This window comes from Marinobacter sp. C7 (assembly GCF_022343555.1).
Taxonomy (GTDB): Bacteria; Pseudomonadota; Gammaproteobacteria; order Pseudomonadales; family Oleiphilaceae; genus Marinobacter.
In genome coordinates this window covers 912,346-929,816 of sequence record NZ_JAKQZH010000002.1, presented here as the reverse complement: position 1 = coordinate 929,816, position 17,471 = coordinate 912,346, and the positions used below count along the sequence as shown (strand labels likewise).

Annotated in this window: 11 protein-coding genes and 1 pseudogene; 5 read left to right on the top strand and 7 right to left on the bottom strand. The window is 56.0% G+C overall.

What is annotated here, in order from left to right; all coding sequences use genetic code 11:
• Positions 1 to 247: 247 nt before the first annotated feature.
• From MD273_RS14125 to MD273_RS19160, 4 genes are all read right to left on the bottom strand, one after another.
• Entirely contained in the window at positions 248 to 1,003 is a 756-nt protein-coding gene (locus MD273_RS14125; RefSeq protein ID WP_239038418.1) for a DUF2726 domain-containing protein, read from the bottom strand.
• A 269-nt stretch (positions 1,004 to 1,272) separates the two neighbouring features.
• Complete coding sequence (locus MD273_RS14120) at positions 1,273 to 1,728, bottom strand: hypothetical protein (RefSeq protein ID WP_239038417.1); 456 nt, start codon at positions 1,726 to 1,728, stop codon at positions 1,273 to 1,275.
• Between the two features lie 316 nt (positions 1,729 to 2,044).
• Complete coding sequence (locus MD273_RS14115) at positions 2,045 to 3,046, bottom strand: hypothetical protein (protein WP_239038416.1); 1,002 nt, start codon at positions 3,044 to 3,046, stop codon at positions 2,045 to 2,047.
• A 395-nt stretch (positions 3,047 to 3,441) separates the two neighbouring features.
• Positions 3,442 to 3,777 carry an HNH endonuclease gene (locus tag MD273_RS19160; RefSeq protein ID WP_353050317.1) on the bottom strand — a complete coding sequence of 112 codons (336 nt, stop codon included), beginning with the start codon at positions 3,775 to 3,777 and terminating at the stop codon, positions 3,442 to 3,444.
• Positions 3,778 to 4,853: 1,076 nt separating this feature from the next.
• Between MD273_RS19160 and MD273_RS19210 the strand changes: the two are divergent.
• From MD273_RS19210 to MD273_RS14090, 5 genes and pseudogenes are all read left to right on the top strand, one after another.
• Positions 4,854 to 4,967: pseudogene (locus MD273_RS19210) on the top strand (PEP-CTERM sorting domain-containing protein); the annotation flags it as partial.
• A gap of 294 nt (positions 4,968 to 5,261) precedes the next feature.
• Positions 5,262 to 6,599: an alkane uptake protein AupA gene (gene aupA, locus MD273_RS14105; RefSeq protein ID WP_239038414.1), complete on the top strand. Its 1,338-nt coding sequence runs from the start codon at positions 5,262 to 5,264 to the stop codon at positions 6,597 to 6,599.
• A 14-nt stretch (positions 6,600 to 6,613) separates the two neighbouring features.
• On the top strand, positions 6,614 to 9,766 hold the full coding sequence (locus MD273_RS14100; protein WP_239038413.1) for an Ig-like domain-containing domain: 3,153 nt from the start codon (positions 6,614 to 6,616) through the stop codon (positions 9,764 to 9,766).
• Positions 9,767 to 9,916: 150 nt separating this feature from the next.
• Positions 9,917 to 12,211, top strand: coding sequence for a molybdopterin-dependent oxidoreductase (locus MD273_RS14095; RefSeq protein ID WP_239038412.1), 2,295 nt, complete (start codon positions 9,917 to 9,919; stop codon positions 12,209 to 12,211).
• 17 nt (positions 12,212 to 12,228) lie between these two features.
• Positions 12,229 to 12,687, top strand: coding sequence for a DUF2489 domain-containing protein (locus MD273_RS14090; protein WP_239038411.1), 459 nt, complete (start codon positions 12,229 to 12,231; stop codon positions 12,685 to 12,687).
• A gap of 304 nt (positions 12,688 to 12,991) precedes the next feature.
• Here MD273_RS14090 and MD273_RS14085 read toward each other — a convergent pair whose 3' ends face one another.
• From MD273_RS14085 to MD273_RS14075, 3 genes are read right to left on the bottom strand one after another with little or no spacing between them, the layout of a single operon-like run.
• The gene (locus MD273_RS14085) at positions 12,992 to 14,371 is read right to left on the bottom strand and encodes an aminoacyl-tRNA deacylase and HDOD domain-containing protein (RefSeq protein ID WP_239038410.1); all 1,380 of its coding nucleotides are present in this window, start codon (positions 14,369 to 14,371) and stop codon (positions 12,992 to 12,994) included.
• A 15-nt stretch (positions 14,372 to 14,386) separates the two neighbouring features.
• The gene (gene recG, locus MD273_RS14080; protein ID WP_239038409.1) at positions 14,387 to 16,462 is read right to left on the bottom strand and encodes an ATP-dependent DNA helicase RecG; all 2,076 of its coding nucleotides are present in this window, start codon (positions 16,460 to 16,462) and stop codon (positions 14,387 to 14,389) included.
• Positions 16,463 to 16,469: 7 nt separating this feature from the next.
• A complete protein-coding gene (locus tag MD273_RS14075; protein WP_239038408.1) occupies positions 16,470 to 17,429 on the bottom strand; it encodes a hydrogen peroxide-inducible genes activator in 960 nt (319 codons plus the stop codon).
• Between the last annotated feature and the right edge of the window lie 42 nt (positions 17,430 to 17,471).

The window sequence follows — 17,471 nt, the reverse complement described above, 5'->3', positions numbered from 1 at the left end:
TCCTTTAAGCACTATAAAAAAGATTAGTTGTTTATTCAAAGCTACAGAGATATCTACTGTCACACCACTAGGAAGGTATCGAGCTTGCCCGGCATTATTGACGGCGTTGAGACCAGGTCAACCTAATCTAAAGGCTTGATGTCGCTTTATTTGTTAGACCATTGTGAGACGTCGTTTTCGGTAATAACGGTATAGTTCATTACGCATCCTTACTCGGGAACCGATGCAGTTTTTGAAATATCCCAGACTAAACTCCGCCTTCCACCGGATCGGTGCCAGTGACCGGAAGAAGCTTTCGGCATTTAGGGTATCGAGAGCACGCCAAAACCTCTGCCCCAGCAAACTTGCCCGAACGTACCCGTTTCCTAGCCATAGGAGCATAGCAACGCGGACAGAACCTCTCAGGTGTATCGTCAACACGAGAAGCAGAAATAGACTCTGCACTTTGCTCCGAACTTTGTTCAGTGACTGAAACGGATTCCTCACTGGACGGCTCAACGGAATCCAATTCAAAAGCTCTTTGAAGATCTGCAATGGTGTAGCTACGTTTGGCTTTGAACCGTAAGAGGGGCAACCCTGCAACTTCAAAGGCCTTGTCCAAAAATGAATCGCGCTCCTGTCTGGTGGCCGAGTTATGCGACTTATCGTCCAGCTCAACCGCCCAAACCGGCTTAAAAGTTTTGCGTTCTACAATGACAATATCGATATGCCGGCTTTTAATCCGGTTACGGGCAGACTGCCAGGTGCTCCGATCCAGGCCTGATTTAACTGATATAAGATCTTCTACCCTGACCTTCCCGAAAATTCGATAGCGATCTTCAGGTAGTGCAAGTTCAAGCACCTGATAAAAAGAACCTTCCGCCTCGGTCATCAGACGCTCACGGCGTTGGTACGGGAGGTGGACTGATGTCTTTTTCGCGCGCAGTGCCTGTAGAAAAGCAATCAAAAAGAAAACGGCAGCGATTACCGCCAAGAATTTCAGAAATGAAACTCCATCAAACACAGAGCCCCCTAAACCTTATCAATTCCTTATGAAGTAGCAGATAGTAGCCTATCCGTCTTCCTCCTTGCCAACCGCCTTGTGGACTAAAGGTGTCAACAAAGTGTCCACGGAGTCGTGGCAGGGTGTGGCTTTGAGTGGAGATGCATTTCTACAACCCGCTGTTTTCGCAGGAATAGTGGTTTTTTGTGTTCCTTTGTTTGCGTGCGACATCGGGTTCAATTCCCGCGACTGTAATCAAACGAAGGCAAAAGGGGCATACGTCGAAGGAATCAGAATTTGAATGTAAGCTGGACCCCCTCAACGCACCCACTGATCAACCATTGACGGTCCTTCAGCCAAGCGTTAGTCGTTGCCTCGATAGACTGCGCAGTTTCTGAACCGGGCAAGCATCCAGTTACCGTGACCCGTATATCGCCCCCATAAAAATCCAAATCTACCTCAATCTCTGGGAAATCATGCAGCAACAAATTCCACAAGATTTCGGAAGCTTTCCCCGTGGTCATCGAGGACGCAATCGATTTTCTTCTCTGATCGAGAAAACGCTGCTCTTTCTGCTCAAAGGAGAGAACCTTCGGGCCTGGGGAACTATTAGTTATGTAAGGGCCAACATATTCACAATCGTCGCCATAGTAGTCCTCACGCCCCTCATAGCCACGAGATTCATAGTACGCATCATTGTTAGGATTGAGCTGGTTAGATCTGTTATCCACATCAGACTTGGACACTTAACAAATTCCCTTGTTTAGAACTTCGGGCTTTATACACTATAAGCATAAACGAAAAGATACCACCTAGTGTGTCTACGCCGTGTCCACACGTATGCGGTTTTCTGTGGTGTTCCGTGGGCCATGAATCCTGTAAGTGCCTGATTGTGCAGGGATGTGGCTAAATGGGGTATTTGTTATATGGATTGAAAATCCCCGTGTCGGTGGTTCGGTTCCGCCTGCCGGCACCAATATTCAATGACATCGCCCGCCTTGTGCGGGCTTTGTTGTCTCTGGAGGCTGGATTTGTAAGCAAAATGTAAGAAGATCCTAAGAACTATATTCCCAACAAGCCCAACCAGTATCCAAAACGCAGAATTAAAAAAAGCACGGGCACCAACAAAAGCGGGACCAAGAAGACAGACAGTGCACCTCCTAGCAAGGCGCCAGTAATCGCTCTCAAGTAACCTGCACCGGTGACCGTCTTTAAATAATAGAGAAAGTATCCCAGAACTAGAGCTGCGGAAACATAAACAAAAATCATAAAGCTAATCATGTACTCAAAAACATCAAAATGTAGTGAAAGCCTATGATCGAAGGAATAATAAATGCCAGCCAAGCTAACCACCGAGTAGACCAATAAATGCCAAACCGATATGGAACAAAGCGAAACCAAGAACAGAAACCTGATATTCGCAACTACTCCCAGCTTTGAAAGCACATACCAAACTGAAATAGAAAAAACAGCAGACAGCGTCATCATGAAAATGAGAGCGACAACCTCATTACTCACATCATCTCTATATACTTTATCGAAGAGTATCGATGCAAAACCAAACTTCACAAATGCGAGCTGAGGGACCTCCGGGTCAAAGAAACAGGACTGAGGAAATGCAATTCTTGTAGCTAAACCGAACTCTAAAACTCTGGAATTTTCTCTATCAACCTCTGGATCCCCGGTTGCAACCTGAAGCCCCGGACCAACTATTTTCATCCCCATGAACTGCGGCGGCTCCTGAACGTCCGAATTAGCCAGAGCTCTACGGTCGGCTACATAATCCTTCCAATAAGGGGAGTTAAGGAATTCTTTCACAGGTAAAAAGTCACAAGACGCAAACTCTCCAAACGAATCATAACCCTCGTACTGGAATAGACGCCCCGATACTGCCTCTAAGACAGCCACCAGTACGATTATCCAGAATGCAAACTTTACCCCCTCAAAAAAGCCAGAGCTTTTCATTATTTTTTCAGAAAAGGAGTCAGGCTTAAAAAAGAAGGAAAGTAAGACTTTTAAATTCTCAAGAGCAGATCTCAGAACTACTCGGAAATAGCTACTCAACCCGGAGCCTCTCTGGATTCAGTTTCAGATTGTTTTGGTAGATTATACCCGAGAGTCCTTTGACGGGCCCTTCCTTAGTCAAACTCATCACCGCGGGGAACGAAAAACGCGAGTTGGGTGCATCTTCAAATTTTCTCTAACTCCACGCCCCCAAGAATTATTCACCAATTAATTCAGCTCGGTTAGCAGCTTCGGACCCCTAAGGGACGACTCCGAACAAATTCTACTTACGCATACGCCGATTTGAGGGGATGTTTACACTGGGCCCCATAAAGGGTGTTATCGCTTCCTACTAGACCGCCTTGGTGTCAACAAAGCGTCCAAGCGCTTGCGCTTTTCTGTGGTCATGAGTGTTTTTCGATTTTAGGACGTGACTGTTTTAACGAAATAGTGGTTCAGCGTGTTGCTTGCGAGCGTGTGGCATCGGGCTCAATTCCTGCGTACCAATGCGGGACCGGAGCTTGGCACCTAGACGCAAACAAATGTCTATTCCAACGACCTTCAGACAGACGCTTACGGACTAGTTTTCTGAATGTTATCGGATCCGGTACGCCCTTCCTGTGGTGTCGTTGGTGATTGCAGAAGGAACAGACCGCGACAATATTCTCAACACTCGCATCTCCACCTTCCGAATGCGGAATAAGGTGCTCACCAGTGCACTGAAAGTACCGGGCCTGTTTTTCCGAGATGCCGTAAAAGCTCGCAAATTCCTTTATAGACGAAATCCACATCGGCTGATCACAGTAGTAGCAAAATCCATCTTGAGCAAGAAATGATAAATAGCGAGGCTTACGAAGTGATTTTCTTTTCTGTGACACTGGAGACACGCCTTTTTCAGTGCCTTGAAACCGATACATCGGTATCCAAGGAACCAGGCGAGTCACTCGAACTGGCGGGAAGACTGCTGACAAACATGACAAGCAGCCATACATTATGTTTCTAGACTACCGAACCTGCGAAAGCCAGTAAAGCCAAGCAGTGTCAACAAAGTGTCGACATCTCTGTGATGTCATGCGGTGCACTGTGGGGCAAGCTCCACGTAACGAATTGATTTAACGTTTATTGTGGTTTTATGTGTAGCTATAAAAGCTGGCTCAAGGCCCTCATAATCCCTTGGTCGCTGGTTCGAGTCCAGCTGGGCCCACCATTACTCCCCACTCCCGAATTCAACGCAACCGCGGCGTCAAGCTTCTTTACAGGTACCCTTCCCCACGTCCTGCAGACTGTGCTTAAGCATCTAATTAAGCAGCAGTTACGGATCTTGGTCTGAAACCTGCTTTCCACTGATGGCAACACGCAAGGAAAGCTTAGGGAGTAACCAATCATGAAAATGCACCATAAAGTCACGGCGATCGGAGGTCTGGCAGCAGGCCTGCTACTCAGCGGCAGCGCTCTCGGCGCTCCAATCCAATGCAGTCCAGACGACACGCTGAATCATATGATAATGGACGACAGCCAGGCGGCTGCCTGCCTGGATTCGGGTGTGGGTAACCTTACCGGGAATGCGACCAACGACCCGTTTCTCACAGGCGTTGGAAGCGACTACGAACTGATCGAGAAATCAGACGAGGCACCCAACCCCTACAACCTGACCTACAGCCAGGATGGAAGTTATTACGGAACCTGGAGTTTCGACTCGGATTTCTGGAACGACTATTCCGATGCAGCCATCGGGTTCAAGTTCGGGACCGGCAACACCCCGGATGAGTGGTTCGTATTCTCCCTGCAGGCTCTCGTCAGCTCCGGAGAATGGGCTTTCTTCTTCGGCTCCAGCGTCGACAAGGAGACAGGCGGTGGTCTGTCCCATGTAAACCTGTATGCCAAGGAACCGGTAACGGTTGCTGAACCGGGCACCATCGCATTGCTTGGCCTCGGCCTCGTTGGGCTTGGACTGGCTCGCCGGAAGAGAAAAGCCGGATAAAAAGAGTCGACTTTCTTTACACTCCTACCAAGGCTCCTCCCCGAGGAGCCTTTTTCATTCCTTCCCGGAAACATCCGACTACAAAAACAAACAGGCCTGAACCTGATAACGCCATGTATTCCGGTTATTTTTGGACCTGACGCCTAACATACGTGGTTCTACAGACACTGATCTGTGTCAAAAAAGCCAAAGTCCCGAAAAGACAAGCCACATACACTGCAACCCTGAACCAGCGTGGCGCCCCCAGGAACCACAGGCGCACGGACAAAAACAACGAAATGATGGAGTGTATCAATGGTAACCACCTCCCGGTTTTCAGTACGGGCCCTGTCCCTTGCAGTCGCTGCGGTATCCGCCGGCGTTTCACTGTCAGCCAGTGCCAGCATGGGCAACCTCGGCACCACCTACGGTGTAATGCCGGTTGACGTTGCCACCGCCCAGTCCCTGTCCATGTTCAACGATCAGGTCTCTGCCACCTATTACAATCCGGCCTACCTGACCAAGGATACCCGTGGAGAACTGACCGCAGGCATTCTTCACGCCGAACAGGAATTGCGCTCCGCCAATCCGAATGCCGACGGTGACGTGCTCTCCAACTCGCCCAGCCAACACGTACTGATCGGCATGAAGACCAACCTTGGCTCTCTCACTCGTTTCGATCACCCGATCTACCTCGGCTTTATTGCCGGCGTCGAGAAGTACGGTAAGGAAATGCTTGCATTCAGCTCCGAGACCACTGAGACCGGCCAGTTCCTGCAGTATGGCAAGGAACCGCTGTTCCTGAATATCGGCGGTGCCACGCAGATCTGGCGAGGCATTTCTGCAGGGGCCTCAGTTCGTGTCACTCTGGATGCAACCGCAAACCTGGATGCCGTATCCACCCTGGGCGGTGAGACCAGCCGTGAACGCCTTTCTGTCAATGCCGAGCCTTCACTGAAAACCATCCTCGGTACCAACATTGATCTCGGCAGCACCTTCTGCCCTGACGGTGGGTGCTTTCTGGATGGCTGGGAGTCTGCTCTCATCTACCGGACCAAGTCGTCAGCCTCGACCTCCATTGATTCCAACATCATCGTCACCCAGACCATTCCGGAGCCGGGCCTGAGCCTGGCGGTCTCCACCATCGATTCCTTCCAGCCGGAAACCTTCGGCATTGGTACCCAGTACCAGGGTGAAAACTGGCGGATTGGCGGCAGCATCGAGCAGCAAAACTGGTCCGAGCTGGAAGACGAGTTTGCTGCCGACAGCATCAAGGACCAGGGCTCGGTGGCCCCGGCCAGCCGGATCGAGTTCGACGATATCCTGATTCCGCGTATCGGTGGCGAATACCAGCTCAACAAGAACTTCGCCCTCCGCGGCGGGGTGGCCTATGAGGAGTCCCCACTCAAATCCACCCGCAACCCCGAAATCAACTACCTCGACACCGACAAGATCGTCATCGGCCTCGGCGTCAGCGCCACCTACGACCGCACCCGCCTGCTGGCCTACCCGGTCCGGCTCGACCTGGGCTACCAGTATCAACAGCTGCAGGAGCGTGATTTCACTCTGGTGGATTACGACGGCAACGAGACTGACGTGAAAGCCGATGGCGATGTCCACGTGGTCAGCGGCTCCATCACCCTGAAGTTCTGAGGAGAGGTACAGCCATGAAGTACAACAAGACCCTGGCACTCGTCCCCGCCATTTTGCTCGCTGCCTGTGGGGGTGAGGAGCAATCGATGAAAGCGGATGTTCCCTCCGGCTCGGTCGTCTACTCCTATCCCGCCGACGGCCAGACCGGAATCAGCCCAAAGTCGGACATTGTGATTCGCTTCTCCCATGCGATCGCCGATGCAGAAGCGGACATCCGGAACAAAATCCTGATCGAGGGTGACTCAGGCAACGTCGACTTCACTGTGACCAAAGTGGACGGCGGACGCAGCCTCAAGCTATCACCCGCCAGCAAGCTGGCGACGGGCACCGAGTATTCGATCTCCTTCGCCGAAGCTCTCACCGTCGCCAACGCGAACCCTGTCGCCACGCCAAATGCCGAGGGCCCGGAGGGCATTCAGTTCAGCACGCGGGCAGGCTTCACCGGCATTGCCAGTGAGGACAACCTGGCTGCGAATTTCACCGTGTCGGAGATGACTCCCTCCCCTGACGGCGAATTGCAGCCAATGGACTTCTCCAGTTTCCGGCTTGTTCTTACCCAGCCGATCCACCCCGAGTGGGAGAAAATGGGGGGCAGCATCCGACTCGAAGACAGTAGCGGCAACGAAGTACCGGCCAAAATCCTTGTTGACCAGCGCCGGATCACTGTCGATCCCTGCCTCACCGACGAGCCGGCGCAATGCGGCACCAAGGCCGACGAACTCATGGCCGGGGCAACCTACACACTGCGCATTTCCGGGCTCCCGAGTCTGACCAGTCCGGGCACCACGCTGGACTTTGACAAGAGCTTCACCGTCCGGGAGACCGGTCCCACAGTCGTGCTGTTCCAGGAAGTCATTGATTCGGGACTGCTCGAAGGACAAGAACCCCAGACCTCCAGGCTGAACGGTCAGATCATCAATGGCGTCACACTGAACTCAGTGCTGCAGGGCACCGCCGGACCCTCCCAGCAGACAGGAGGCCTCTTCGCCGAGCTTGCCTACGCACCCGCGTTTGAAGCCGACGAGCCACTGCCCCTGCGGGTTCCACGCACCAGCGTGTTGAACAGCAGCAGCCTGGACGTAAAGATCAACGGTACTGTGCCGATCATCAACCCGGAAACCGGGGTGATTCAGCAGACCGGCAACATCAAGGTCACCATGCTCTCGGACGCCAGCGGTTACCTGTTGCCCAATCCCTATACCGATGACCTCAACGCGCCGCGCCATGTAAAACTTTTTATGGACGTGGCCATGAACACCGAAGAGGCACAGCCGAACGCGTCCCTGTCCCAGAACCTGCTCGGCGTGGAGCTCAGCGGTATTGCAGTGGTTGAGGATGGTGTGCTGACAATTGATGCCATCGGTGTTGTAGAGCCGAACCTGCTTGGCCAGGAGTTTACCGACTCGACCATTGCCTTCCGTATCGAAGCGGCGACTGACACCGACTCGGCACTGGACGCCGAAGGGCTGTGGGAGCCTGACAGCACCGGTCCGACTCTGGTCAGCTGGATGCCCGGGCCGGATTCAGCCATTCCGGGTGATCGTGATCAGATGCAGCGCCCGGGAGATCCGATAGTGCTGAATTTTGATGAACCTCTCGACGGAGACAGTCTCGAGAGTGCATTCACCCTCTACGCAGGCAACGCGAATACCGTGCCCGTAGAAACCCGGCTTGACGGCACAACCGTAGCAATCAACCCCCAGGGCGGCCTGAAGCATGGTGTTGATTACACCCTGGCGATAAGCACCTCTTTGACTGATCTCGCCGGCAATAGCGCTGCGTCACAGTCATTGAACTTTGCCCTTCCGGCAATAAAAGATGGTTCTGAGGCACCATTTGCCTCTCCCATAGCTCTAACCACTTACCCCGGCTACCCATGCGTGACAGAGAATCTTGACCTCCCGAACGGCAGTCATGGAACCTGCGTGGACGCAGCGCCAGCGGATACGGTACGTGATCAGCTACCGGTTACTACCCTGCCGGAAGACCGGCCGATTGTGGTGCAATTCTCGCAATCGATGGATCTTTCAACCATCAATTCCAACACATTTGTGGTTGAAAAAATCTCCGACCCCGCTGCTCCAGGCGCAGTTGGCAGCGAGCAGGTCATCAGTGGCCGGCTGAACAAGAGCAATCAACGGGTCCGCTTTTTCCCGGATGCTGCCTGGGAGGTTGGCGCAACCTACCGCTACACCCTGAAATCAGCTGCAAACGGCGATTGCGGCACCGGAGATTACGTCTGCTCGGAAGAGAATCTGCCCCTACAGACCGATGTTCTGGTTGACCCGACCGATGTAGGGGGGCCGAACCTGACCATTTACTTCACCGGTCAGGACGAGCAATCCAGCGTCTTTACGCCACTGCGTAACCTGCCTATCCGGGATACGAATTCCAACTATGTCATCGACTGCGATGCACCCGGCAGCACGAACTGCCTGGAGCCTTTCGCTCACGAACCGGATGGCGACGGGGGTTTCCTGCCCTCTGCCAATGCCGGCAAACTTGGCGTAGTCAACCAGCGAGCAAGGTTACTTGGTGGCGGCGCCGACGCTCGGGTCGGATGCTCAACCACCGGGGCCGATTGTCCGGACAACAAATTCATCTATCAGACCTACGGTCTCGATACGGAAGTCGTCGGCCCGGCGTTCGATGAAGCCGGCAACAACATCGGTGTGCGGGTGCTGCTCTACCCGACCATGTTGGTCGCCTCATCCGCGAGCGTATTCTTGAAGGCAGATGCAGATTTCCTTGCACTGGCAGAAATAGAGGAGCCCACGGGCCCTCAGATCATCCGCATGACCTACGGCGAGCCAACCGAAGACAACCCATTGGGATTGGTTGAAGGCCTGATCTCCGAGGGTAGCGACGGGCGACCCTACTTCAGCACCGTTGCCAATCTGACGCTGGATGCACCCAATCTGGCGCCCCTTGAGGGAATTGCAGAGCACAACCTCTACAGCTACCCGATTCAGCTCATTCTGGACGGTCCGATCACCTTCTTCGACGACGGCCGCATGCAGATCGAGCAACGGAACACCGCTGTGGCACCCATTAATGTTCAAATTGGCGGCGGAGGTGTAGCCGACATCCCCCTGCAAATCCCCGTGGGTGGCATTTATCTGAACTTCATCTCCAACCCCATAAAGGAGATCCCCAAGAAGTATTAGTCAGGCATGTTCTGTCTCCGCTTGGGCCAGTCTCCGGACTGGCCTTTTTTATGGAGTTGTCCCCTCCTGACTTTTCCCCTCCCCCACCAAACCTGATAATCTGGTTGCACAACGAAACCTGCTGACACAATAACAATCCCGGGGGATCCCATGGAAAACGGCACCCATTTCCGCACCTGCCATCTCTGCGAGGCCATGTGCGGCGTTGCCATCGAGGTCAAGGACGGCCGCATTGCCGCCATCAAGGGTGATGACAATGATCCCCTCAGCCAGGGGCATATCTGTCCGAAAGCCGTTGCACTGCAGGATCTGCATGAGGACCCGGAGCGGCTACGCCAGCCCATCCGGAAGACGGCCGATGGCTGGCAGAAAATCGGCTGGGAGGAGGCTTTTGACCTGGTGGCCCGGCGCCTGCACCAGACGCGGAAGGAGCACGGCCGCAACAGTATCGGGGTCTACCTGGGCAACCCCAACGTCCACAATCACGGTTCACTGGTCGCGACCATGCCATTCCTGCGCGCCATCGGCAGTCAGAACCGGTTTTCCGCCACATCCAATGACCAGTTGCCCCACATGCTGGCCAGCCTGGAAATGTTCGGACACCAGATCCTGTTCCCCATTCCGGATATCGACAACACCGACCTGTTTATCTGCATCGGCGCCAACCCCATGGCCTCGAACGGCAGTCTGATGACCGTACCGGATGTACGGGGCCGTCTGAAGAGCCTCAAACAAAAGGGCGGCAAACTGGTGGTGATCGACCCCCGGCGCACCGAAACCGCCAAACTGGCCGATGAGTTTCACTTTATCCGACCGGGTAACGACGCGCTGTTGCTGATGGCCATGGTGAACACCCTGTTCGAGGAAAACCTGGTCGATCCCGGGCCGGCAGAGCGCCTGGTCAAGGACCTTGAACTGCTGCAACTGGCAGCAGTTCCTTACACACCGGAAGCGGTAAGCGCCCACACCGGTATGGAGCCCGAGGTAATCCGGGACCTGGCCCGGCAGCTGGCCGGCACCCGCAAGGCTGCGCTGTATTCCAGGATGGGCACCAGCACCCAGGCGTTTGGCGGCATTGCCACCTGGCTGACCTATTGTCTGAACATCCTGACCGGCAAACTCGACTCGGTGGGCGGGGTACTGTTTACGCAGCCGGCCATTGACCTGGTGGCACTGGGCGCCATGAGCGGTCAGAACGGCCATTTCGACAAGCGTCGAAGTCGGGTCCGGAACCTACCCGAGTTTGCCGGTGAATATCCCGCCAGCACCATGGCTGACGAAATTCTTACTCCGGGCGACGGCCAGATCCGCGCCTTTGTGACCGTTGCCGGTAACCCGGCCCTGTCCAGCCCCAACGGCCGCCGCCTGGAGGAGGCGTTCGAGAGTCTTGATTTCATGGTGTCGGTGGACTACTACCTGAACGAGACCACCCGCCATGCGGATGTCATCCTGCCACCCACTGCTGCCCTGGAGCGAAGCCATTACGACCTGATTTTCAGCATGTTCGCGGTACGCAACTACGCCAAATACAGTGAAGCCCTTTTTGAGCCGCAGGATGATACCCGCCACGACTGGCAGATCCTTCTCGAGCTCGCCCACCGTCTGGAACAGCAACGCAAGGGGGGCCGGCTACCGCTGCGATCCGAGCTGGGCTGGCGCGCTTTCAAGCAGATCGGCCCCGATCCAATCCTGGATCTGTTACTGCGCTCAGGCCCCTATGGCGCTGACACCGGGCCGGCCAGGAAGTTTCTCCAGCCCGCGGTCGATCTGGTTCTGGATATCCTGCCCGAGCGCCATCCGCTTCGGGGTCTGGCGCAGCTGAGCCCGGTAAACCGGCAGTGGAACGCCCTGCCCAAGGGATTATCCCTGTCGGCACTCAGGGACAATCCCCATGGGGTGGACCTGGGCCCACTGCAACCATCGCTGCCGGACCGGCTGTTTACCCGGGACGGGCTGATTCACCTTGCGCCCCGGCGCTATCTGCAGGATCTCGGCCGCCTTCACAAACATCTGGCCTCAACGCCGGACAGCCAGTTGTCGCTGATCGGCCGCCGACACGTACGCAGCAATAACTCCTGGATGCACAACAGTCGCCGGCTGGTCAAAGGCAAGGAGCGCTGCACATTGATGCTCCACCCCGACGATGCCAAACGTCTCGGCCTTCAAGCCGGAGAATCTGCCGAAGTCCGGGGAGCCGGACAGACCATTGTACTGCCGGTGGAGGTGACCCCGGACATCATGCCGGGTGTCGTCTCGATCCCCCACGGCTGGGGGCACAACCGTCAAGGCACCGGCCTCTCGGTCGCAAGTGCGCATGCCGGCGCGTCGATCAATGACGTGCTGGAGGATCATCAGATAGACCAGTTGTCGGGAACTTCCGTATTGAATGGTCAGACAGTTACTGTCAAAGTCTGGCGATCCGGAAAGCAACGCCGATCCGCCTGATCACCTAAGGAGACATCATGCCCCTGTGGCTACAGTGGACGCTGATCATTACCGGCCTGATTGCCATAGCCTGCCTGCTCTGGTTCATACGGAAGCAGACGAAAACTCTCTCCGAGGGCCGCCGGCGCCAGCAAAAAGCCCGGGAGTTTCAGGCGAAACGACGTAAAGACATGATTAGCAGTATCCGTGTTATCGCCATGGCCGTTGAAGAGGACCAGATCGAATACTCCGAGGCCTGTCTTCGGATCAAGGGATTGCTGGATCATGTGGCTCCGGACCTGCTGGAAGAGGCTCCTTTCCGGGTCTTCCTGACGGTCCATGAGAAGCTCGAGCACATGCCGACACATCGTGCAAGACAGGCGACTGACACCCGGTTCGTCGAGAAAATGGACAGGGAACGCTTCGAAGTCGAAAAGGCCTACGCCGACGAAATCCGTCGGGCGGCGACCGCCATCCGCCATCACCAGTTCGAATGACTGGAGAATAGTCGAACTGGTCCGACCTCCTTTTTGTAACAGTTTGTAATTGTCATCTTGGGATATCCCCAGTTTTACCAAGCGAAATCAATGGGTTCGACAACCCGGTAAAACTGACGCACGACTCATACCTTTCATTTCCCGACCTATTGACTTTTCTTTTTGTCTTCCTGATCTAAATTGAAAACAGGGTGGTGCCAAAATCTGCGGCGGTAACACCCTACGTTGTTTTCTCCTGATAAGTTAGGACGACTCTGCAAAAGCGGGTGAGCTTGCCGGCCCTTGGGCCGGCTTTTTTCGATGGTCAGAGGCTGGTCGGCGGTGTATCGGCATTTCCGGTCATCGCGAGAATGCTGTCTTTGCCTTTCGCCAACTCTTCGAACTGTCTCCTGACCCGCTCCGGGTCCAGGCCCAGCGCCTCGTAGAATGCCTCGGGTACATCCTCTGCGGCTCTTCCTGTTATTCCGCAGGCTGCAAGATGCTGCTGCCCAAGCCAGAGCAACTTTGGATACACCTCGTGCGGCCCCTGGCAGAGAGGGTCATTCTGATGTCGGATTGCCTGGATGACCTCCTCCGGCATCCCCCAGCTCTCCATCAACCGGGCGGCGATATCGTCCCGGCTGATGCCCAGCAGGTAATACTCGATGACCGACGGTTCAAAGTGCGGGTTCACTTCCTGCGCCCGGGTTACCAGCCTGTGGTGGGGCGGGAAGATCTGGGCAAGGGCCAGCTCGCCAAAGTTGTGCAGCAGGCCGGCCAGATAGGCCAGGCCGAAGGTTGGTCGTGTTCCCCGCGGCATCATACTCGCCAGGATACCGGCTGACTGCGCCAGCCAGAGCGCCCGTTGCCAATATCCTGTATAGCTCTCGGGGCCCTCGTTGGATTGCTTCAGCCCCCGCCCCATGGACAGGCCCATGGCCAGGTTCATGACCAGATCAAAGCCCAGAACCCGGGAAACGGCATCGTGTACCGACCGTACATGGCCAGCCGCGCCATAAAAGGAAGAAGAAGCCCAACTTACCACCTGGGCTGCGAGACTGGGATCACTCTCGACAACATCCACCAGGTCCCCCATAACAGCGTTGGGATCCACTCTCAGATGAACAATTCGCTGCGCCGTTTCCGGCATCGGGGGTAACTCGAGAGTATCCTCCAGACGTTGCCGGATTCTCAGGGCGGTGAATTTCTTGATGCTGGAATGAAATTGCTCGGTGCCGCCGGACGTCCTTTTGCCGAACGCCGGAATCGTAGCGGGATCCACTGCGAAGGAACAGTGCCAGGCCGCCTCGGTCAGAGACCGGAAATCACTGGCTGTCATCAACACCGCGAGTTTGTCATCGCCCAGTTCCAGCACAACCGTATCCAGATCCCGGACCCGGAAATCCACTACCGTGGGCAGATCCGTCAGCGAAGGTAGCGGCGGCAGATCGGACAGCCCGGTCCGTGCGACAATGCGCCGCTGCTCAGATAGTTCCATCAGCCGGAAATCACGACCCAGCTGCTGATTGAGCTGCTCGAGGTCGATCAGGTCATGTTTGCGACAGATGACCTGCAGGCTTCCCTGTTCATCACTGAGCAACGACATCCGCAATGCCGACAGCGAATCGGCCTGACTGAGCGTCGTCAGTGACACGCGTTGGGCAGAATCTCCAAGAGCCTGCCGCACCGCGAGGGGTAGTTCCATAAAGATCTCCCTGGTTCAGACGTCGCCATAGCGTATGCGCTCGCCCAGCCAGCGGCGAATCAGTCCATTGACAACGTCAGGCTGCTTCATCAGCGAAGGCGCCATTTCCCTGACCGGTTCAATCCAGCCCTTGTCCCTTTCAAAATCCGCAAGCCGGAATTGCATCATGCCCGTTTGGCGGGTGCCCAGGACTTCACCGGGGCCACGGATTTCCAGATCTTTTTCGGCAATCACAAAACCATCCTGGCTGTCCCGGAGTGCCTGGAGCCGCGCCTTGCCGTTGGATGAGAGCGGCGGATGGTAAAGCAACACACAAAAACTGGCCTGCTCACCCCGCCCGACCCGGCCCCGCAATTGATGGAGCTGTGCCAGACCCAACCGTTCCGGGTTCTCGATGATAATGAGTGAAGCATTGGGCACATCCACCCCCACTTCAATGACCGTCGTCGCTACCAGCAAGTCCAATTCACCGGCCTTGAAACGCTCCATGACATCCGCTTTCTCCTGAGCTTTCAGTCGACCGTGAACAAGCCCGATCTGCAACCCCGGGAGCCGCTCGGCGAGCTCCCGGGCGGTCACTTCCGCAGCCTGACATTGCAGCGCTTCGGATTCCTCGATCAGCGTGCAGACCCAGTACGCCTGGCGACCATCCCGGCACGCACTACGCACCCGCTCAATCACATCATCGCGCCGACTGTCGGAAATCACAATAGTTTCAATAGGTTTGCGTCCGGGCGGCAGCTCGTCGATCACCGACGTATCAAGGTCAGCATAGGCACTCATTGCCAGGGTGCGGGGAATCGGGGTTGCAGTCATGATCAGTTGATGCGGGGCAAGCGAACCTCCTACCCCCTTCTCGCGCAGGGCCAGCCTTTGATGAACGCCAAACCGGTGCTGCTCATCGACGATCACCAGCGCCAACCGGTCAAACCGGACATCCTCCTGAAACAATGCATGGGTACCAATCACTACGGCAGCATCACCGGAGCTCACCGCGTCGAGAGCTTCCTGTCTCGCCTTGCCCTTGACCTTGCCGGACAACCACGCCAGCCGGATACCCAGGGGCTCCAGCCAGTTCCGGAAATTCTGGTAATGCTGTTCTGCCAGGATCTCCGTCGGTGCCATCATCGCAACCTGGGCGCCAGCGGCGATCGCTTGCAGCGCCGCCAGGGCCGCCACGATCGTTTTGCCGGAGCCTACATCCCCCTGAACCAGTCGCAACATCGGTATCGGCTGACTCAGGTCCTGACGGATATCGCTCATGACATGTTTCTGGGCGCCGGTCAGAACAAACGGAAGGCTGTCGAGAAAACGGTTGGCGAGCTCGCCGGTCGGCAGTAGCGGCAGTGCTTCCCGGGTCTGGATCTGTTCGCGTACCTGCAGAAGACTGAGCTGATGCGCCAGTAACTCTTCCATTACCAGGCGCTGCTGTGCCGGATGTTTGCCCTCCATCAGCAGATGGACAGGGGCGTTTGCCGGTGGTGCATGGACCAGCCTCACAGCCTCGGTAATACCCGGCAACTGGTAGTCCGCCAGCAAGGCGGGCGGCAGCCAGTCCCGGATCGGAAACCGGTCAAGGTACATCAACGCCTGCTGGCAAAGGTTCCGGACCCTGGGCTGCTGGATGCCCTCCGTAAGCGGATAAACCGGCGTCAGGGTTGCCTGCCCCTCCGGCGGCATCGGCGGTGGATTCACCTGATATTCCGGATGATAGAACTCATAACCGGCCCGACCGGGCCTGACCTCCCCGAAGCAGCGCACCCGCGCTCCCTCCGAAAGCTGGTTCTTCTGGGCCGCGTTGAAGTGGAAAAAACGCATGACCAGGAAACCACTGCTGTCCCTGAGCGTTACCTGCAGGCTTCGGCGCCGCCCCATGACCAGGTCCGCTTTCACCACTTCACCTTCCACCACCGCCACATCGCCGATGCGCAAATTTCCCATGGGGATGACCCGGGTCCGATCCTCATACCGGTGGGGCAGGTGAAACAGCAGGTCCTGCAGGGACTCGATACCAAGCTTGGCGAGCTTCCCCGCCAAGGCGCTTCCAACGCCCTTGAGCTGAGTAACAGGAATGTCGTCCAGTGACGTCATATAGGGCTCAGGCAGATTCGGCGACGGCCGGGTTATCCGTTCTTGCTTTCTCCACGACTCGGCACTGGCTGGCCGCAAGGGACAGCACATCAATTGCCTTGGGCCGCGGGAAGGTGACCCTCCAGGCCAGCGCCACCGTCCTGAAGGGGACCGGAGGCGCAAACGGGCGGACCGCGAGAATGTCCTCGTGATACTGCATGGCCGTGGCGGCGGAGAGCGGCAAAACGGTAACGCCGAGTCCAGAGGCGACCATGTGGCGGATGGTTTCCAGGGAACTGCCTTCCGTCACCAACGAGGGCGATCCGTTATCCACCCGCTTGGTAATTGCCTCGACCATGGGCGGACAGGACTCCAGCACCTGATCGCGAAAACAGTGTCCCGGCCCGAGCAGCAAGAGCTGTTCCTTTGCCAACTCCTCCGCGGTGAGCTGCTCCTTTCTGGCCAGCGGATGACCCGCCGGGAGCAGCACCACAAAGGGCTCGTCATAGAGCGGCAGCGTCAAAACCTCCGGCTCTTCGAAAGGCAGAGCGATGATGATCGCGTCAAGTTCGGACTGGCGCAGCTTCTGACGCAGATTGGAGGTGTAGTTCTCCTCGATGTACAACGGCATGTCCGGCGCCGCACGGCGCAACTCCGGCAACAGGTGCGGAAACAGGTAGGGGCCAATGGTATAGATGGCACCGACTTTCAGGGGTGAGTTAAGTTGATTCTTGCCGTCCTGGGCCATGTCCTTGATCACATTTACCTGATCCAGAACCCGCTGGGCCTGCTCGATGATACGCTGACCGGTCTCTGTCACCCGGATACTGCTTTTGCTCCGCTCGAACAGAGGAATCCCCAGTTCATCCTCCAGCTTTTTTACTGCGACACTCAGTGTCGGCTGGCTGACATGACATCGCTCGGCTGCCCGGCCAAAATGCCTTTCGCGGGCAAGGGTAACGACGTATCGTAACTCGGTTAGAGTCATGGTGAGCTCCGGTCAGATAGGTACGGGTCGAAGTTTCACTTA